The sequence below is a fragment of the Luteipulveratus flavus genome, from assembly GCF_029439465.1.
Classification (GTDB): domain Bacteria; phylum Actinomycetota; class Actinomycetes; order Actinomycetales; family Dermatophilaceae; genus Luteipulveratus; species Luteipulveratus flavus.
Map to the genome: position 1 here is coordinate 233,164 of NZ_JAROAV010000008.1, position 18,456 is coordinate 251,619.

At 72.1% G+C, this 18,456-nt stretch carries 20 protein-coding genes; 9 read left to right on the top strand and 11 right to left on the bottom strand.

The features are described 5' to 3' along the window. Window positions 1–47: 47 nt before the first annotated feature. Together P4R38_RS02845 and P4R38_RS02850 are read right to left on the bottom strand one after the other, a co-directional pair. On the bottom strand, window positions 48–839 hold the full coding sequence (locus P4R38_RS02845; RefSeq protein WP_275239869.1) for an aggregation-promoting factor C-terminal-like domain-containing protein: 792 nt from the start codon (window positions 837–839) through the stop codon (window positions 48–50). 419 nt (window positions 840–1,258) lie between these two features. Then, window positions 1,259–2,608, bottom strand: coding sequence for a PhoH family protein (locus P4R38_RS02850; protein WP_275239870.1), 1,350 nt, complete (start codon window positions 2,606–2,608; stop codon window positions 1,259–1,261). 285 nt (window positions 2,609–2,893) lie between these two features. Between P4R38_RS02850 and P4R38_RS02855 the strand changes: the two genes are divergently transcribed. Beyond that, window positions 2,894–3,436 carry a HEAT repeat domain-containing protein gene (locus tag P4R38_RS02855; RefSeq protein WP_277190959.1) on the top strand — a complete coding sequence of 181 codons (543 nt, stop codon included), beginning with the start codon at window positions 2,894–2,896 and terminating at the stop codon, window positions 3,434–3,436. Window positions 3,437–3,477: 41 nt separating this feature from the next. Beyond that, window positions 3,478–4,245: an alpha/beta fold hydrolase gene (locus P4R38_RS02860; protein ID WP_277190960.1), complete on the top strand. Its 768-nt coding sequence runs from the start codon at window positions 3,478–3,480 to the stop codon at window positions 4,243–4,245. A gap of 40 nt (window positions 4,246–4,285) precedes the next feature. Here the strand turns inward: P4R38_RS02860 and P4R38_RS02865 are convergent, their stop codons facing one another. The 5 genes from P4R38_RS02865 to P4R38_RS02885 all read right to left on the bottom strand — a co-directional run bounded on the left by P4R38_RS02865 (window position 4,286) and on the right by P4R38_RS02885 (window position 9,873). Then, on the bottom strand, window positions 4,286–5,107 hold the full coding sequence (locus P4R38_RS02865) for an Fpg/Nei family DNA glycosylase (protein WP_277190961.1): 822 nt from the start codon (window positions 5,105–5,107) through the stop codon (window positions 4,286–4,288). Window position 5,108: 1 nt separating this feature from the next. Beyond that, the gene (locus P4R38_RS02870) at window positions 5,109–6,350 is read right to left on the bottom strand and encodes a cysteine desulfurase-like protein (RefSeq protein WP_277190962.1); all 1,242 of its coding nucleotides are present in this window, start codon (window positions 6,348–6,350) and stop codon (window positions 5,109–5,111) included. Between the two features lie 48 nt (window positions 6,351–6,398). Beyond that, window positions 6,399–7,892, bottom strand: coding sequence for an MFS transporter (locus tag P4R38_RS02875; RefSeq protein WP_277190963.1), 1,494 nt, complete (start codon window positions 7,890–7,892; stop codon window positions 6,399–6,401). A 9-nt stretch (window positions 7,893–7,901) separates the two neighbouring features. Further along, window positions 7,902–8,957, bottom strand: a complete 1,056-nt coding sequence (locus P4R38_RS02880; RefSeq protein WP_277190964.1) for an NAD(P)-dependent alcohol dehydrogenase — start codon at window positions 8,955–8,957, stop codon at window positions 7,902–7,904. A gap of 151 nt (window positions 8,958–9,108) precedes the next feature. Continuing rightward, window positions 9,109–9,873: an isoprenyl transferase gene (locus P4R38_RS02885; RefSeq protein WP_275239878.1), complete on the bottom strand. Its 765-nt coding sequence runs from the start codon at window positions 9,871–9,873 to the stop codon at window positions 9,109–9,111. 151 nt (window positions 9,874–10,024) lie between these two features. Here P4R38_RS02885 and trhA point away from each other — a divergent pair, with 151 nt between their 5' ends. The 3 genes from trhA (at window position 10,025) to P4R38_RS02900 (ending at window position 12,209) form a co-directional block, all read left to right on the top strand. Continuing rightward, on the top strand, window positions 10,025–10,732 hold the full coding sequence (trhA, locus tag P4R38_RS02890) for a PAQR family membrane homeostasis protein TrhA (protein WP_277190965.1): 708 nt from the start codon (window positions 10,025–10,027) through the stop codon (window positions 10,730–10,732). A 66-nt stretch (window positions 10,733–10,798) separates the two neighbouring features. Beyond that, window positions 10,799–11,725 (top strand): helix-turn-helix transcriptional regulator, encoded by a 927-nt coding sequence (locus P4R38_RS02895; protein ID WP_277190966.1) that lies wholly within the window; start codon window positions 10,799–10,801, stop codon window positions 11,723–11,725. A 43-nt stretch (window positions 11,726–11,768) separates the two neighbouring features. Then, a complete protein-coding gene (locus P4R38_RS02900; protein ID WP_277190967.1) occupies window positions 11,769–12,209 on the top strand; it encodes a hypothetical protein in 441 nt (146 codons plus the stop codon). A 100-nt stretch (window positions 12,210–12,309) separates the two neighbouring features. Here P4R38_RS02900 and P4R38_RS02905 read toward each other — a convergent pair whose 3' ends face one another. Continuing rightward, complete coding sequence (locus tag P4R38_RS02905; protein ID WP_277190968.1) at window positions 12,310–12,537, bottom strand: hypothetical protein; 228 nt, start codon at window positions 12,535–12,537, stop codon at window positions 12,310–12,312. Next, window positions 12,537–13,478, bottom strand: a complete 942-nt coding sequence (gene mca / locus P4R38_RS02910) for a mycothiol conjugate amidase Mca (protein WP_277190969.1) — start codon at window positions 13,476–13,478, stop codon at window positions 12,537–12,539. Before mca ends, P4R38_RS02905 begins: the two co-directional genes overlap by 1 nt. Window positions 13,479–13,645: 167 nt before the next feature. Between mca and P4R38_RS02915 the strand changes: the two genes are divergently transcribed. Continuing rightward, entirely contained in the window at window positions 13,646–14,011 is a 366-nt protein-coding gene (locus P4R38_RS02915; protein WP_277190970.1) for a DUF4307 domain-containing protein, read from the top strand. 130 nt (window positions 14,012–14,141) lie between these two features. After that, on the top strand, window positions 14,142–14,636 hold the full coding sequence (greA, locus tag P4R38_RS02920) for a transcription elongation factor GreA (RefSeq protein WP_275239887.1): 495 nt from the start codon (window positions 14,142–14,144) through the stop codon (window positions 14,634–14,636). Window positions 14,637–14,708: 72 nt separating this feature from the next. Here greA and P4R38_RS02925 read toward each other — a convergent pair whose 3' ends face one another. Continuing rightward, window positions 14,709–15,545, bottom strand: coding sequence for an ABC transporter permease (locus P4R38_RS02925; protein ID WP_275239888.1), 837 nt, complete (start codon window positions 15,543–15,545; stop codon window positions 14,709–14,711). Then, on the bottom strand, window positions 15,542–16,537 hold the full coding sequence (locus tag P4R38_RS02930) for an ATP-binding cassette domain-containing protein (protein WP_277190971.1): 996 nt from the start codon (window positions 16,535–16,537) through the stop codon (window positions 15,542–15,544). Before P4R38_RS02930 ends, P4R38_RS02925 begins: the two co-directional genes overlap by 4 nt. 101 nt (window positions 16,538–16,638) lie before the next feature. On the opposite strand from P4R38_RS02930, the gene P4R38_RS02935 reads away from it, so the two are divergent. Beyond that, window positions 16,639–17,631, top strand: a complete 993-nt coding sequence (locus P4R38_RS02935; RefSeq protein WP_277190972.1) for a GNAT family N-acetyltransferase — start codon at window positions 16,639–16,641, stop codon at window positions 17,629–17,631. Between the two features lie 102 nt (window positions 17,632–17,733). Beyond that, the gene (locus P4R38_RS02940) at window positions 17,734–18,330 is read left to right on the top strand and encodes a TIGR03086 family metal-binding protein (RefSeq protein WP_277190973.1); all 597 of its coding nucleotides are present in this window, start codon (window positions 17,734–17,736) and stop codon (window positions 18,328–18,330) included. The last annotated feature ends 126 nt before the right edge of the window (window positions 18,331–18,456 follow it).

Consider the following 18,456-nt stretch of genomic DNA (forward strand, 5'->3'; position numbering starts at 1 on the left):
GCGGGCCGGCGACGATCAGGGTCGCGCGCGCTCGCGAGCGTGCGAGCTCAGTACCAGTTCAGGTCGACCGAGTGCGACCACGCACTGCAGGGGCTGCCGTAGCGCTCCTTGATGTAGCCCAGGCCCCACTCGATCTGGGTCGCGGCGTTGGTGCGCCAGTCGGAGCCGGCGGTGGCCATCTTGCTGCCCGGCAGGGCCTGGGGGATGCCGTACGCGCTGGAGGAGGGGTTGTTGGCGGAGGTGCTCCAGCCGCTCTCCTTGGTCCACAGCTTGTCGAGGCAGCTGAACTGGCTCGAGCTCCAGCCGTACGAGGCGAGCATCGAGCGGGCGATGTCCCGGGGGTCGCCGTGGCTCTGGACGCGGGGCGCGTCCTCGGTGGTGCTGCGGGAAGCCTTCTGGACCGGGGCCGGGGCGGGCTTCGGGGCGACCTTCGCGGCCACCATGTCCTGGGCCTGGCTGGTGCGCGAGGCGACCATCTGGCGCAGCGTGGTCATGCTGGCCTGGCTCGCGGACGCCTGCAGGCGGTGGGAGTCGGCCATCCGCTTCGCCATGGCCGCGCGGTCGCGGACCGACGCCGTGCTGCGGGCGCGCGAGACGCTCTGCTGCATCGACATGACGCTGCTGCGGTCGAAGCTCTGGTAGGTGTGCGCCTTACCCGCCGGCGCGAGCGCATCCAGCCCGCTGAGGTTGCCCGAGGCCGACGCCGAGTCGAGGTCCGTGGCCGAGGCGTAGCCGGCGGCCGAGACAGCGAGCGCGGAGAGCGTGGCGGTCGCGGCGACGGCAGGGCGGCGCAGCGCAGCCTGCCGAGGGGCGCGGTGCCGTCCGACGGGTGTTGACATACGGGGGACCTCCTGCGTCCGGGCACGCGCACGGTGGCGCCCGTGATCGGACAGAGTTTGGCGGGGTTACTGCAGGGGCGGGTGCGCACGACGACGGCGTCATGGGGGTGCCACCGACATGCACTGCGCCCCGTCGCGAGGAACGACTCCGGTCCTCGAGGCGAGACGCCAAAGGATGGTCTACCGGTGCTGCGGGGGCGGCTCACGCACGATGGGCAGCCCGTTATGAAACCGTGACCAACCCCGAAACTGTGACGTACATCGGGTGCTCCTGTCCAATCGCCGCGAATCTCCCGGCGCGACGGGCCCGTTCACACCGGAGCAGACCGTCGTTCGGCCGGACGCGCGCGCGACGGCGCCGCGACCGTCCCGGAGAGGACGGTCGCGGCGCCGGTGCAGGCCCGCCGGAGGCGGGCGTATCAGATCTCGCCGCCCTCGAGCAGATCGGTCACCAAGGCCGCGATCGGGCTGCGCTCGGACCGGTGCAGGGTCACGTGACCGAACAGCGGGTGACCCTTGAGCTTCTCGATCACCGCGGCCACGCCGTCGTGCCGCCCGACGCGCAGGTTGTCCCGCTGGGCGACGTCGTGGGTCAGCACGACCCGGGAGTTCTGCCCGATCCGCGACAGGACCGTGAGCAGGACGTTGCGCTCCAGGGACTGCGCCTCGTCCACGATCACGAACGCGTCGTGCAGCGACCGCCCGCGGATGTGGGTGAGCGGCAGCACCTCCAGCAGCTCGCGGTCCACGACCTCCTCGACCACCTCGCGTGAGACGACGGCGTTGAGGGTGTCGAACACGGCCTGCGCCCAGGGGCCCATCTTGTCGTTCTCCGTGCCCGGCAGGTACCCGAGCTCCTGGCCGCCGACCGCGTACAGGGGGCGGAACACGATGACCTTGCGGTGCTGGCGTCGCTCCATCACCGCCTCCAGCCCGGCGCACATGGCCAGCGCGGACTTGCCGGTGCCTGCCCGCCCGCCGAGGCTGATGATGCCGACGTCGGGGTCCAGCAGCATGTCCAGGGCGATGCGCTGCTCCGCGCTGCGCCCGTGCAGCCCGAACGCGTCCCGGTCGCCGCGCACCAGCCGGATGGACTTGTCGGCCATCACCCGGCCCAGGGCGCTGCCGCGCGGGCCGAGGAGCACGACGCCGGTGTTGCACGGCAGGTCCGCGGCGCTGTCCAGCTCCAGGCGACTCTGGTCGTACAGGGTCGACATCTGCTGGTCGTCGATCTCCAGCTCGGCCGTCCCCGTCCACCCGGTCTCGACGGCCAGCTCGGCCCGGTACTCCTCCGCGTGCAGCCCGACCGCCGAGGCCTTGACCCGCATCGGCAGGTCCTTGCTGACGACCGTGACGTCGCGGCCCTCGTCGGCCAGGTTGCGCGACACCGCGAGGATCCGGGTGTCGTTGTCGCCGAGGCGGAACCCGGGCGGCAGCGACTCGGTGTCGGTGTGGTTCAGCTCGACCCGCAGCGTCCCGCCCTCCCCGATCGGCACCGGGGCGTCCAGGCGCCCGTGGGTGGTGCGCAGGTCGTCCAGCGTGCGCAGCGCCTGCCGGGCGAAGTAGCCCAGCTCGGGGTGGTGGCGCTTGCCCTCGAGCTCGGTGACCACGACCACCGGCAGCACGACCTCGTGCTCGGCGAACCGGGTCAGGGCCCGCGGATCGGACAGGAGCACCGAGGTGTCCAGCACGTACGTGCGGGTCCTGGCCTTGCTGCGGGCGCGCGACGGCGACGAAGAGGAACGGGAGGACTGACGGGCAGATGCCATGGTCGATCTCCTTGCCGTGCCGGCGTCTCCGCCGGCCGGACCTACTCTCGGACGAGGTGCCGGGACCGGGCCTGCCACGAACGGCGGGGCCGGTGCCGGCCCTCCGTCCGGAGCGGTGATCGCTCCATGTGGTGGGCCTCCCGAACGCGGTGACGGGTGCCTCCGCGCTAGTGCGACCGTACGTCGCCGCACCCACATTGAGGAGCACAGTGGGGAGCGACGCGCCGAACGTTGTGATCACGTTCGCCACTCGTTCACCGCCACCGTCGGTGCCATGCTGCGCAGGTGGCAGCGAGTGCGCGACCGACCCCGCGCGAGACGGTCGCGCAGGCCTGCGAGCGCTGGGGCGAACCCGAGGTGGCCCGTCGGTGCGCGGCCCTGATCGGCGGCGCCCACGACGGCGGGCTGGTGGCCCTGCTGGGCTCGCGGGCGGCCACGGACGAGGCGTGGATGGCCAGGTCGGTGAACCAGTACTGGATGCGGGTGTGGGGCGCCCGGGCCCTGCTGTACGCGTGGTCGACCGAGGCGGAGCCGGCGGTCGTGGCGGGCCTCGCCGACGACCACTGGCGGGTGCGCGAGATGTGCGCGAAGGTCGCCGTGCAGCGCGCCATCGGTGCCGCCGCCGACCCCGCTGCCGATCTGGTCGTCGACCCGGTCGAACGGGTGCGGGTGGCGGCGCTGCGGGTCCTCGGCGCGGTCGGTGAGGGCGAGCACGCCGCCGGCGTGCGTACGGCGTACGACGACGACTCCCCCGCCGTGCAGCGCGCGGCCTATGCCGCCCTGCGCTCGATGAGCGAACGCCTGGACAGGGACCTGGACGAGGCGTAATGCGCTGGTCGCCCACCGGGTCCTCCCCTACCGTCGGCCGGATGATCGCGTATGAGCTCGCCGGTACGGCGCAGGACAACGACCCCTACGACGTGGTGCTGCTGGTGCACGCGGGCGTCGCCGACCGCCGCATGTGGGAGCCGCAGTGGCAGCCCCTGACCGAGCGGCACCGCGTCGTCCGGGCGGACCTGCCCGGCTTCGGCGAGACGCCTCTGGAGCCGGGCGAGGCGTCCTTCACCGGGACGTTGCGGGAGGTGCTGGACCAGGTGGGCGCGCGGCGGGCGGCCGTGGTCGCGTCGTCCTTCGGCGGCCGTGTCGCCCTGGAGCTCGCGGCCACCTCCCCGGACCTGGTCGAGCGGCTGGTGCTCCTCGCACCCGACGTTCCCGGCGCGGAGCCGAGCGCCGACATGCGGGCGTTCGGCGAGCAGGAGGACGCCTTGCTGGAGAAGGGGGACGTGGCCGGCGCGACCGAGCTCAACGTGCGCACCTGGCTCGGCCCCGAGGCCGACGACGCGGCCCGCGACCTCCTCCGGGCGATGCAGCAGCGCGCGTTCGAGGTCCAGCTGGCTGCCGACGAGTGGGACGACCCGCCCCGGCTGGTCTGGGCCGACACGGACGTGCACGCGATCAGCGCGCGGACGGTGGTCGTGTCCGGGTCCCACGACCTGTCGGGGTTCCGGGAGAGGGCGTTCGACCTCGCGGCGCGGATCCCCGGGGCGACGCACCGGGAGCTGCCGTGGGCGGGCCACCTCCCGAACCTGGAGCGGCCCGCGGAGATCACCGGCCTCCTCATGGACGTCCTCGGCTGACGGTCACGCGGCGGGTGGCCGCGCCGCGTGACGGCCGCCCTCACTGCTCCTTCGAGCACCACCAGGTGGTGCGACCGCCGACGACGCCCCTGCGCATCGGCGCGCCGCACCGCGGACAGTCGGCTCCCCGCTTCCGGTACGGGATCACCTCGCCGGTGTGCACGCCACCCCGCTTCAGCGCTCGCCTGATCGCGGTCCGCAGCGAGCGGTGCAGCACGGTCACCCGGTCGGGCTCGATCTCGTCTGCGGGCCGGTGCGGGTCGAGCTCGGCCTGCCAGAGCACCTCGTCGGCGAGCAGGTTGCCGACGCCGGCGAGCGCGTGCTGGTCCAGCAGCCGGGCCTTCAGCGGCGCCCGGCTGCGGCTCAGGATCTCGCGGAGCTCGCGCAGGCCGACCTCACCGGCGTCGGGCCCGAGCCGGTCCAGGTCCGGTTCCAGGTAGACGCGCCCGAGGCGGCGCTTGTCGAACAGCCGCAGGGACCCGCCGTCCTCGAACCGGAGCGTGAAGCGGTCCCACTCCGGCTTGTGCCGCGCCGAGGACCGCGTCCGGGTCCCGACGTAGTCACCGCCCTCGTCGGAGCCGGTCGGTCCGTCGACCAGGATCCGGCCCGCCATCCCGAGATGGAGCGCCAGCACCGGCCCGGGTGTTCGCGACCGGCCCACGCCCGAGGTCTCGCACCACATCAGCTTGCCGCGGCGGTGGGCGCTGGTCAGCCGGCGACCGACCAGCGCCTCGCGGATCTCGCCCCGGCGATGGGGCCGGCAGACGTACCCGTCGGCGTCGTCGACGTCCTCGATGCGTCGGTGCAGGGCGGACCGCTCGATGACGGCGCGGGCGGACTCGACCTCGGGCAGCTCCGGCACGTCAGCGCTTCAGGGTGCGGGCGAGCTGCGCCAGGAGCCGGTCGACGTCATCGGCGCTGGTGTACGGCGCGAGGCCGATCCGCAGACCGCCGGTGTCGCCGAGACCGAGGTGCCGGGAGGTGTCCAGCGCGTAGAAGTGCCCGGCCGGGGCGTTGATGTCGGCGGCGGCGAGGGTGTCCCGTACGGCCGTGGCCTCGTGACCGTCGAAGGTCAGCAGCAGGGTCGGCGTCCGACGCGCAGCACGCGACCACACGGTCACCCCGGGCAGCTCCCCCGCGCCGGTCTCGAGGCGGCGCAGCAGCTCGGCCTCGTGCTGCTCCAGCGCCGTCATGGACGCGAGCAGCCGGCTCCGGCGGCCGGTGCCGCTTCCCGGTGCCAGTCCGGCCAGGAAGTCGATCGCCGCGGTGGTGCCGGCGAGCAGCTCGTACGGCAGGGTCCCGAGCTCGAACCGCTCCGGCACTCGGTCCGAGGAGGGCACCAGCTTGTCGGGCTCGAGCTCCTCGAGCAGCTCCGGACGGCCGTACAGCACGCCGTGGTGCGGCCCGAGGAACTTGTACGGCGAGCAGGCGAAGAAGTCCGCGCCGAGGGCCCGGACGTCGACCGGGGCGTGCGGGGTCAGGTGCACGCCGTCCACGTGCAGCAGCGCTCCGGCGGCGTGGACGACCTCGGCGATGCCCGGGATGTCTGGGCGGGTGCCGATCAGGTTCGAGGCGCCGGTCACCGCGACCAGTCGGGTCCGCGGGCCGAGCACCCGCTCGACCTGCGCCGGCTCCAGCTCGCCGGTCGTCGGGTCGAAGTCGGCCCAGCGCACCTGCACCTCGCGGGCCTGGGCGGCCAGGACCCACGGCCGGATGTTCGCGTCGTGGTCCAGCCGGCTCACCACCACCTCGTCGCCGGGCGACCAGCGCTTGGCGAGCGTGCGGGCGAGGTCGAAGGTGTTCTGGGTCATGCTGCGGCCCAGCACCACTCCCCCGGGCTCGCCGCCGAGCAGGTCGGCGAGGGCCTGACGCGCGGCGACGACGACGGCGTCCGCAACGCACTCGGACGCGGTGACCGAGCCGCGGTTGGAGATCGGCCCGGTCATGGTGTCGGCGATCGCCCGGCCCACCACGTCCGGGGTCTGCGAACCGCCCGGTCCGTCGAAGTACGCCGTCCCGCCGGCCAGCGACGGGAAGTGCGACCGAACCCGGTCGACGTCGTACCGGGTGGCGGTGGCGAGAGCGATCGGGCCTGCGTCGGTCATGCGTGCTCCTTCGTGTCGTTCGCTGATCAGGGCAGTGTCGCGGGTCGGTCAGGCGGGCTCGGGCAGCGCCGGCTCGCGGCGCCAGGACCAGACCGCCACGGCCGTCGCGGTGAGCAGCAGCACCATCGAGATGCCGAGCGCGACGCGCAGCGCCGACCCCGGGTCGTCCAGCCGGCCGACGGCGATCTGGTAAGTGGTCATGACGAGCGCCGCGCCGATGGAGGCGCCGATCCGCTGGCCGGTCTGCAGGGCACCTCCGGCCGCGCCGCCCATCCGGGTGGGCACGGAGGCCAGCGAGAGGGTGATGTTCGGTGAGACCACGCCGCCGCCACCGAGCCCGGCGACCAGCAGGGGCAGCGCGAGCAGCCAGAACCGGCCGTCGGCCTGCGCCGCGGGGGCGAGCACGACGATGCCGGCCAGCCCGACGACCATGACGACCAGGGCGATCACGGTCAGCACCCGCCCGACGCGGCTGACCAGCCGCCCGGCGAGCGGCGCGGCGATCGCCGAGCCCGCGGCGAACGGCGTCAGCAGCAGCCCGGCGTGCAGCGCCGAGTAGCCCAGGCCCTCCTGCAGGTAGACGCTCAGCACCAGGAACACCCCGGTGAACCCGGTGAAGTAGATGCTTCCGATGAGGACGCCGCTGGCGTACCCGGTCACCTCCCGCAGCAGCCCCAGGTCGAGCAGGGGCGCGCCGCCCGTACGGACCATGCGCTGCTCCCAGCGCACGAACCCGACCGCGAGGACGGGGACGAGCGCGAGCAGCAGGAGCGGCAGCCGGCTGCCGCTCTCGAGGTTGACCACCGGGTAGAGCACGGCCAGCACGGTCGCTCCGAGCAGGGCGGCGCCGACCAGGTCCAGCCGGGTGTCGGGCGGACCGTCGTCCGCACTGCGCTCGGGCACGAGCCGCGCGATCGCGGCCAGCAGGACCAGGCCGATCGGCACGTTGACCAGGAAGATCCAGCGCCAGCCGGTGTCCTCCCCGAACGCCGCGATCAGCAGCCCGCCGATCACCGGGCCGATGGCCGACGACACCGAGACCGTGAACCCGAACAGCCCGAAGGCGATCCCACGCTCGGGCCCGCGGAACAGCGACTGGATCAGCCCGGAGCTCTGCGGCGTCAGCAGGCCCGCGGCGAACCCCTGCACCAGCCGCGCCGTGACCACGACGGCGACGTTCGGGGCGAGGCCGGTGGCGGCGCTGGCGAGGATGAACCCGGTCAGCCCGATCAGCATCAGCCGCCGCCGGCCCCACGCGTCGCCGAGCCGGCCGCCGGTCACCAGGACGAGTCCGAGGGCGAGGGCGTACCCCGACACGACCCACTGGATCTGGGCCGCCGAGGTCCGCAGGCCCTGCTGCATGGACGGGATCGCGACGTTCACGATCGTGACGTCCAGCAGGACCATGAAGCCGACGGTCAGGGTGACCCCGAGGATGCGCCAGCGACGCGGGTCCGGCGGGTCCGCCGCCTCCTCGCCCGACGGGCTCGACGGGTCCGACTCACGCGTTCCCGCGGAGTCCTCCGATCCCAGTCGGCGCACGGCCGTCGGTCAGGCGGCGCCGGTGAAGGTGCTCGCGTCGATCACGGCGCGGTAGCGCACCTTTCCCGCCACCACCTTGTCGTAGTAGTCGTCGACCTGGTCGGCCGAGATCAGCTCGACCGTCGCGGTGATGTCGTGCTCGGCGCAGAAGTCGAGCATCTCCTGCGTCTGGGGCAGGCCGCCGACCATCGAGCCGGCGATCGACCGGCGGTAGGTCAGCAGGGAGAACGCGCTGCTGGTCAGCGAGTCGCTCGGCGCACCGAGGTTGACCATCGTGCCGCCGCGGCCGAGCAGACCCAGGTAGGCGTCCAGGTCGATCGCGTCGCCGACCGTGTTCAGCAGCAGGTCGAACGACCCGGCGAGGTCCTCGAAGACCGACTCGTCCTCGGTCGCGCGGTAGTCCTTGGCGCCGAACGCCAGCCCGTCCTCCTTCTTGGAGTCGGTACGGCTGAGCACGGTGACGTCGGCGCCCAGCGCGGCAGCGATCTTGACCGCGACGTGGCCGAGGCCGCCCATCCCGATCACGCCGACCGACACCCCGGGCCCGGCGCCGTACCGCTTGAGCGGGTTGTACGTCGTGATGCCGGCGCACAGCAGCGGCGTCGTCGCGGCGAGGTCGACCCCGTCCGGGATCTTCACCACGAAGTGGTCGCGGACGACGACCTGGCCGCTGTAGCCGCCGTACGTCAGCTCGCCGTGATAGTCCTCGCTCGCGTACGTCTGGATGACGCCGCGCTCGCAGAACTGCTCCTCGCCGTCCTTGCAGGCAGCGCACTCCAGGCAGGAGTCGACGAAGCAGCCGACGCCCACGACGTCGCCGACGGAGTGGCGGGAGACCTCCGAGCCGACCTCGGCGACGGTGCCGATGATCTCGTGGCCCGGCGTGATCGGGAACGGTCGCTCACCCCACTCGCCGCGCACCGTGTGGATGTCGCTGTGGCAGATGCCGGCGTAGGTGATCTCGATCCGGACGTCGTCCGGTCGCAGGTCGCGGCGGGTCAGGTCGATGTTCTCGAACCGGGCTCCGGCCTCGGGGACGGACAGGGCGGGAGTGGTGGTCGTCAACGGGTCCTCTTCTCGTCTCGGGCGGTCGTCCGCGGCGCGCGGCCACGGAAACGGTCACCTTCGTTCCAAGGAGGGATACCCGGGCGGATGTTCCCCGAACCTTCACATCGCGGACGGTCCGGTGGCGCGACAAGCGCCGCGCGGCGCGGGGTCAGGCGCCGAAGCGACGCTCGCGCTCGGCGTACGCGCGCATCGCCCGCAGGAAGTCGACCCGGCGGAAGTCGGGCCAGTAGGCCTCGCAGAAGTAGAACTCCGAGTGGGTGCTCTGCCAGAGCAGGAAGCCGCCGATGCGCTGCTCACCGGAGGTACGGATCACCAGGTCGGGGTCGGGCTGGCCCTTGGTGTAGAGGTGCTCGGCGATGTGGTCGACGTCCAGGATCTCGGCGAGCTGCTCGATCGAGGTGCCCTTGGCCGCGTGCTCCTGCAGCAACGAGCGGACCGCATCGGCGATCTCGCGCCGGCCGCCGTACCCGACGGCGATGTTGACGACCAGGCCGCCGACGTCCCTGGTCGCGTCAGCGGCGTCCTTCAGTCGGACGGCGGTGTCGTGCGGCAGCAGGTCCAGGGCGCCCACGGCGTTGATCCGCCAGCGACGGGCGGCCGCCAGGTCGGCGACGACGCCCTCGATGATGGTGAGGAGCGGCTGCAGCTCCTGGGCCGGGCGGTTGAGGTTGTCGGTCGAGAGCAGCCAGAGGGTGACGACCTCGACGCCGACCTCCTCGCACCAGCCGAGCAACGGCTCGATGTTGTCGGCCCCGGCCCGGTGACCGGTCTCGGTGTCGTGACCTCGGCGCTTGGCCCAGCGGCGGTTGCCGTCCAGCATGACGCCGACGTGGCGAGGTAGCCGCTCCTGCGGCAGGGACCTGGTGAGGTGCCGTTCGTACGCTCCGTACACCAGGTCGCTGAACCCGCGCATGAACTGCTCTCCTCGTCCGCTGATCGCCCCCCGACGTACGGAACGACCGTACCGCCGGAACCTGAGCCCACGGGGAGACGTTCGTCAATCGGCTGAGGTTGCTCAGCGGGGCGACTGGATAACTTACGGTTTCGTAAGTTATCCTTGGAGGATGAGCACCCGTATCGGCCAGCAGCTCGACCAGGCCCAGGAGACCGCCTCCGAGCTGGTCCGCCTCGTCAAGCCGCACCTGCGCGGCTGGCTGCATGCGGGGATGGCACCGCTCGCGCTCGCGGCATCGATCGTGCTGATCGTCCTCGCCCCGACCGAGCGCGGCCGGATCGGCGCGATCGTCTTCGGGATCACCGCGGTCCTGCTCTTCACGACCTCGGCGGTCTACCACCGCGGCACCTGGTCACCGCGCCTGCAGGGCCTGCTCAAGCGACTGGACCACTCCAACATCTTCCTGATCATCGCGGGGACCTACACCCCGTTCGCGCTCACGCTGCTGCCGCAGCGGCAGGCCGTGCAGCTGCTCTCGATCGTGTGGACCGGCGCCCTCCTCGGCGTGCTCTTCCGGGTGCTGTGGGTCGGCGCCCCGCGCTGGCTCTACACGCCGGTGTACGTCGCGCTCGGCTGGGTCGCGATCTTCTACTTCGGTCCGCTCCTGCACGCCGGTGGCGTCGCGGTCGTGACGCTCATCGCGGTCGGTGGCGGCCTCTACACCCTCGGCGCCGTGGTCTACGGCACGAAGCGGCCCAACCCCTCGCCGCGCTGGTTCGGCTTCCACGAGGTGTTCCACGCGTTCACGATCGCCGCGTTCGTCGTGCACTACATCGCCGCGTCGCTGGCGATCTACCGTCCCGCGCTCACCGCCTGATCCTTCGGCAGTCCGCCGCTTCCCTCCCACCGGGACGTCCGCCCGGGTCCGCCCTAGGATCCTCGCGTGACGGCCGACCCGTTCGAGGCGCTGGTCACGCGCTTGTCCGAGGACCTGGACCGGCTCACCGACAGCGCGGCGGACCTCGCTGCCGACGCCCACTTCTCCCGGTTCCACTACGAGCGCATCGTGAGCGCCGTGGCCGGCGAGAGCCCTACCGCCTTCCGCCGCCGGATCCTGCTCGAACGGGCCGCGTACCGGATGATCCACAGCGACGCCACGCTCATCGACGTCGCCCTGGAGGCCGGGTTCGGCTCGCACGCGGCGTTCACGCGGGCGTTCCGGCGCTCGTACGACGCGACACCGTCGACCTGGCGCCTCCGACCCACACGGTTCCAGCTGCCCAGCCCGAACGACGTGCACTTCCACCCACCTGCGGGCCTGCGGCTGCCGGCCAGGACGGAGATGACCAGCATGGACGTCGTCGACCAGATGGTCCGCCACCACGTGTGGCTCGTCGACCAGCTGGTCGCCCGCGCCGGCCGGCTCACCGACGAGCAGCTCGACGCGTCTCTCGAGGCGCCGGTCGACGGCATCGACGGGGACTCCCTGCGCCAGCTGCTGTCGCGGCTCATCGGGCAGATGGAGATGTGGCTCGCGGCCATGCACGACCGCGAGTACGACTTCGCCGTCGAGCGCCACGAGAGCGTCGCCTCCATGCGTGCGCGCAACGGCCGGGTGGGGCCGGCCTTCGTCACCTCGGTGGAGCAGGTCGCCCGCGAGCGGCGCTTCGACGAGACGTTCGTCGATGCGTTCGCCACTCCGCCCATGCTCATGACGTACGGCGCGATGGTCGCGCACGTGCTGACGTTCGCCGCCCACCACCGTCTGCTGGCCGTGACCCGGCTGCAGGCGTGCGGGATCGACGACCTGGGCTTCGGCGACCCCAAGCAGTGGTTCACCGCACCGCTGGAGTCGCGGTCGGACCGCTAGCGCGATCAAGCCGGGACGCCCGGCCCGGCGTCAGGATCGGTGCATGAGCGACGAGAACGCCTGCTGGTTCTGCTCCCCTGGGGAGCGCACGGACCCACCCGCCGGCGGCTGGCTGTACGACGACGGCACCTGGCGGGTCGGCCATGCCCCCGCGTCGTACGCGATCGCCGGCACGACCATCCTCGAAGCGGTGAGGCACGTCCTCGACGAGCGGGACATGACACCGGCAGAGCTCGCCGGGCTCGGCCCGATCACCGGCCGTACGGTCGCCGCTGTGGCAGCCGCGACCGGGTGCGACCGCGTCTACCGCTGGGCGACGATGGACGCTCACCCGCACTTCCACCTGTGGCTCGTGCCGTGGTGGAGGTCGGCGTCGACGAGGGGGCCGCGCTACCTGGTGGATGCGATCGTCACCGGCGACGGCAGCACACCGGTCGAGGCCGCGGCCGCCGCGGCCCGCATCGGCCTGCTGCTCGAGCGGTGAAGCGCCGCCCCCCAGGGCGCGGTGCAGAAGGAACGCGCGCCAGGGCGCCCGATCCTTCTGCACGCCGATCGGCGGGCCGGTCCGTGCGACCGCGCGGAGGTCAGTGGGAGGCGGGACCGGCCGGCGTACCGCCGTCGGTGCCCTGCTCCTTCTCCCCTGCTGTGCGCTCCGCCTCCAGCGCCTGCTGCTCCTCGCGATACCGGACGCCGCGCAGGCGCTTGTTCATGCCGCGGAACAGGAAGTAGCACGCCACCGCGAGGCAGAACAGCACGACGAACCCGCCGAGGCCGGCCGTGACCTGGGTGCTGGCTTCTCCGGACCCGCCCATCAGGCGACCTCTCGCTCACGGACGTCGTCGACGACCAGCCGCCGAGCGCCGGTAGTGGCGAGCGCGTCCGACTCCTGCTGGCTCCCGAGGCCGGCGAACAGGTCGTCCTCAGCGTCGGCGAGCGGAACGTACGACAGCGCGAGGTCGAAGTCCTCGGTCGGCCACACGGTCGCCTGCATCTCCTTGGAGATACGGAAGAAGTTGCCGTCCGGGTCGACCTGCGTCGCGTGCGCCAGCAGCGCCTGCTCCCGCTTGCCGAAGTAGTCCGAGCAGGGCACCCGGGTGGTGATGCGCCCCTCGGGCCGGTCGCCCCAGTTCTCCAGCCACTCGGCGTACGGCGACTCCAGCCCCTTGGCGATGAGCGCCTCGTGGAAGGCGGTGAACTTGGCGCGACTGAAGCCACGGTCGTAGTAGAGCTTCAGCGGCTGCCAGGGCTCGCCCGCGTGCGGGTACGCCGAGGGGTCGCCGGCCGCGCGGAACGCGGCGACCGAGACGTTGTGGCACATGATGTGGTCCGGGTGGGGGTACCCGCCGTTCTCGTCGTACGTCGTCATCACGTGCGGGCGGAACTCCCGGATGACGCGGACGAGGGCCTCCGTCGTGACCTCCAGCGGCTCCAGCGCGAAGCAGCCCGCGGGCAGCGGCGGCAGCGGGTCGCCCTCGGGGAGGCCGGAGTCGACGAACCCCAGCCAGGTGTGCTGGACGCCGAGGATCGCCTGCGCCGCGGCCATCTCCCGGCGGCGCACCTCCGGCAGGTCCCGCTCGATCTCGGGGTCGCCCTGCAGCCGCGGGTTCAGCACGTCGCCGCGCTCACCGCCGGTGCAGGACACGACCAGGACGTCGTGCCCCTCGGCGGCGTAGCGGGCGGTCGTCGCCGCACCCTTGCTCGACTCGTCATCGGGATGGGCGTGCACGGCCATGAGCCGCAGACCGTCGGACACGAAGGGCCACCTCGTCATCAGTACGTGGATCGGGGTACGGCCGGGGTTCGGTAGCCCCGTCGTACCGCCCGGCTCGCCCGGTCACGAGCTGGGCAACGACTCCGCCTATCCTCTCACTCGAGCATCGGGCCGGAACCGCTGGCCGTCTCGACCGTGCAGGAGCAGCCGTGGCGCTTCCTCGTCCCGTCCCCGGGCAGGCCAAGTGGTGGCTCATCGGCGGCATCGGCATCACCCTCGGGATCGTGCTCGCGACCTGGTGGGGCGTCGCCGCCTCGCAGGGCGTGAGCTGGAACGACGCGGGCCACACGGTGGTCGACGACCGGTCGGTACAGGTGCGCTTCGACGTCACCGCGGACACCGGCAAGGGGGTGTCGTGCCAGGTCAAGGCGCTCGCCGTGGATCACTCGGTGGTCGGCTCCCGCACGGTGACCTACCCGCCCAGCAAGTACCGCTCCACCCGGTACGTCGCGACCATCGCCACCACCCAGCGCGCGACCACCGCCACCGTCGACGGCTGTGACTACGTCCCCTGAGTTGCTAGACTCGTGGGTTCACCGAGGGTCTGGGATCGACTTCGCAAGGCGGAGCGGCCCGGACCTCGTTGTTTGGCGCAGACCTCATTCGGGGGTGTGACGTCAGGCCTATCCAGCAAGGAGAACCATCGTGACCGACACCGCCAGCGCCTCGGCCAGCTTCCTCACCCAGGAGGCCTACGACCGACTCAAGGGCGAGCTGGACCAGCTGTCCGGTGAGGGCCGTACGGAGATCGCCAAGCGCATCGAGGCGGCCCGCGAGGAAGGCGACCTGAAGGAGAACGGCGGCTACCACGCGGCCAAGGAGGAGCAGGGCAAGATGGAGGCCCGCATCCGCCAGCTCACCGAGCTGCTGCGCGACGCCACCGTCGGCCAGGCGCCGAAGGACAACGGCGTGGTCGAGCCGGGCATGGTCGTGACCGTCGAGATGTTCGGCGACGAGGAGAAGTTCCTGCTCGGCAGCCGCGAGATCGCCGGCGACACCGACCTGGACGTCTACAGCGAGAAGTCGCCGCTGGGCGCCGCCATCAACGGCAAGAAGGTCGGCGACGAGACCTCCTACGACGCGCCGAACGGCAAGACCATCTCGGTCAAGGTCATCGCGGCGAAGCCGTACGCGGCCTGACCCTGCACGTACCCGATCGGCCCCCGTCGCGACGCGCGACGGGGGCCGACCCGTGTCGACGAGCCGCGGCGACTACCGGGCGACCGCCTTCTTGTACGCCGCCGTCGAGAGCGGCACGAAGATCGCCAGCAGGAGCACGATCCACCCCAGCGTGTAGATCTCGGCGTGCCGCAGCGCCCAGGTGTACTCGATCTCCGAGAGCCGGGCGGCCTGGCTCTGACCGGGCCTGCCCGGCAGCGCGAACAGGTTGCCGAAGTTCTCCCGCGCCGCGTGCGTGATCGTCGACACGGGGTTCCACCCGGCGATCGTCTTCAGCACGGCCGGCATGTTCTCGGCCGGCACGAACGTGTTCGCGACGAAGGTCAGCGGGAAAATCACGATGAACGCGGCGTTGTTGACGATCTCCGGCGCCCGGACCTTCAGCCCGACGAACGCCATGACCCAGGAGAAGGCGTACGCGAACAGCAGCATCAGCCCGAACGCCACGGCCGCGTGCAGGACGCCCTCGCGGATGCGCCAGCCGATCACCAGACCGGTCAGCGACATCACCACCAGAACGATGACGTTGTTCATCAGGTCCGACACCGTGCGGCCCGCGAGGACCGACCCGGGGTGCATCGGCAGCGTCCGGAACCGGTCGATGACCCCCTTCTGCATGTCCTCGGCCATGCCCGAGCCGGTGATGGTGGCGCCGAAGATGATGGTCTGGGCGAAGATGCCGGCCATCATGAACTCGCGGTACCCCTGGGGGTCCTGCGGGGCGAGGCTGCCGAAGACGTAGCCGAACAGCAGCACGAACATGATCGGCTGCAGGGTCGTGAAGACCAGCAGGTCGGGGACCCGTTTGATCTTGATGAGGTTGCGCCGAGCGACGGTCGCCGCGTCGGTCACCAGGGCTGCGGTGGTCATGCGTTCTGCGCCTCTCGCTCTCGGTCCTGCGCCGGGTCGTCCTCGGTGGTCTCCTCGGCCTTGTGCCCGGTGAGGGACAGGAAGGCGTCATCGAGGGTCGGGCGGCGGATCCCGATGTCCTGCACGGTGATCTGGTGCTCGTCCAGCCTGCGCACGGCGGCCAGCAGCGACTCCGTGCCGCCGCTCACCGGCACCGTGACGGTCCGGGTGTGCTCGTCGACCTCGGAGGCTCCGGAGCCGATCGACTCCAGCAGTCCGCGCGCCTCGCCGAGCCGCGCGGTGTCCGCCACCGTGACGGCCAGGCGCGCCCCGCCGACCTGGTCCTTGAGCTGGTCGGCAGTGCCCTCGGCGATGACGAGGCCACGGTCGACCACGACGATGTTGTCGGCGAGCCGGTCGGCCTCCTCGAGGTACTGCGTGGTGAGGAGCAGCGAGGTGCCCTCGCGGACCAGCCCCGCGATCACCTCCCACATATCGCCGCGGCTGCGCGGGTCCAGGCCGGTGGTGGGCTCGTCCAGGAAGATCACCGGCGGCCGGGCGACCAGCGCACCGGCGAGGTCGAGGCGGCGCCGCATGCCGCCGGAGTACGTCTTCGCCGGGCGGTCGGCCGCGTCGTCGAGCCGGAACTCCGCCAGCAGCTCGCGGGCCCGAGCCTTCGCCTGGGCCGCCTTGAGGTGGTAGAGCCGCCCGATCATCTCCAGGTTCTCGTACCCCGTGAGGTACTCGTCGACCGCCGCGTACTGACCGGACACGCCGATCAGGCTGCGCACGGCGTCGGGCTCCTTGACGACGTCGTGCCCGGCGACGGTCGCCCGACCGGCATCCGGGGCGATCAGGGTCGTCAGGACCCGCACGGTCGTGGTCTTGCCGGCGCCGTTCGGCCCCAGCACCCCCAGAACCGTGCCCTCCGGCACCGACAGGGACACCCCGTCGATGGCCTTCACCTCTTTGTAGTGCTTGACCAGGCCTTCTGCGCGCACCGCTTCGCTCACGCACACGATCTTCGCAAGGACCACCGACAACGGCACCTCCATTCCTGCGCCGCTCGACAAACCCCTCGCCGTGTCGTGGTCGGCCGGGCAGGATCGCGGGCATGTCTGCCATCACCGTGCACGAGGTCGACCCGCACGACGACGCGGCCTTCCGCGCCTGGTACGCCGCCTTTCACGACGGGGTGACCGCCGGGCGGACGGCACCACTGTGCGAGTCGTACGACGCCCTCGCTGCCTCCCTCAGGAACCCGAGCTCTCGGAAACGCCGCGTCGCGGTCGCTGCGCGGGAGGGTGCGGTCGCCGTGGGCGGGATGCTGCTCGAGTACCACCTCGAGCACGATCTGGACGTGGTCGACGTGGAGATCGCCGTCCCGGAGCCGCAGCGTCGACGCGGTGCCGGCGGGTCTCTGTGGGACCACGCCACCGCGAGAGCCGCGGAGCTGGGTCGCGGGACCTTCTGCGTGGAGCTCAACGTCCCGGCCGGCCGGCCGTGGCAGGACGCACCCGGCGGCCGGTTCGCCGCGTCGCGCGGCTTCACCAGCGAGCACGTCGAGGACCACTACGCCCGGGCGTGGCCCGTCCCGCACGTACCTGCCGCGACGGACCCGGCGTACGAGCTGCTGACCTGGACCGGCGCGACCCCGGAGGAGCACCTGGAGGCCTACGCCGCCATGCAGACGGCCATGTCGGCGGACGTACCGACCGGCAACCTCACCCGTGAGGCGCGCACGATCACGGTGGACCAGATCCGCGAGAGCGACCAGCGGCTGCTGAGCTCCTACCGGGTGTACGTCGCGCTGGCGGTGACGACCGCGCAGCGCCGGCCGGCGGGTTACACGCTGGTGTTCGTCGATCGCAGCAACCCGGTGAACGGGCTCCAGGACGACACCCTGGTGCTGCAAGAGCACCGCGGTCACGGGCTGGGCGCCGCGCTCAAGGCCGCCAACTACGCGCAGATGAGCCCTGCCGAGTCGGCGCTGAGGCGCCTGCACACCTGGACCGCCCAGAGCAACGACGCGATGCGGACGGTCAACGCGCGGTTCGGGTTCGAGGTGGCCGAGGTGATGCACGAGCTGGAGCGGCGCCCGCGCTGACCTCTCCGTTCCTGCTCAACCGGGCCCCGACCGTTGGCCGCACCAGGGTGGCGGTGTCAGGGTCGGCAGGAACCGCATCCCCGTCGAGACGGAGCCCCAATCATGGACGACCGACCGGACCTGCACGCCGCCACCGAGCTCGTGACCGAGGTCGTCACGAGCATCGACGAGTCGCGGCTGACCGCCACCACACCCTGCCCCGAGTACGCGGTCGGTGACCTGCTCGACCACCTCGCCGGACTGGCCACCGCCTTCACGCTGGCCGCCCGCAAGGAAGGACTCGACGCGCACTCCGGTCCCCCGCCGCTGGGCAGCGCGGACCGCCTCGTCGCCGGCTGGAAGCAGGTCATCCCGCAGCGGCTCGCCGAGCTGGCCGTCGCCTGGGACGCTCCCGGAGCCCGGGACGGGATGACGAAGGCGGGCGGCATCGACATGCCCGGCGAGGTCGGCGAGCTGGTGGCGCTGAACGAGGTGGTCACGCACGGGTGGGACCTCGCGGCCGCCACCGGCCAGCCGTACGCGCCCGATGCCGCGACGCTCGCCGCCCTCGCCGGATTCACGTCGCAGTTCCCCCGCGAGGGGTCGCCAGGGGCGTTCGGGCCGTGGAGGGCGACGGCGGACGATCCCACGGCGCTCGAGCGGGTGCTCGCCCAGAACGGCCGCGACATCACCTGGTCCCCCGCCGCACCCGCTGGTTGAGCCGGCCGGAACGCACCCACGCCGGTTGAGCCGGCCGGAACGCACCCACGCCGGTTGAGCCGGCCGGAACGCACCCACGCCGGTTGAGCCGGCCGGAACGCACCCACGCCGGTTGAGCCGGCCGGA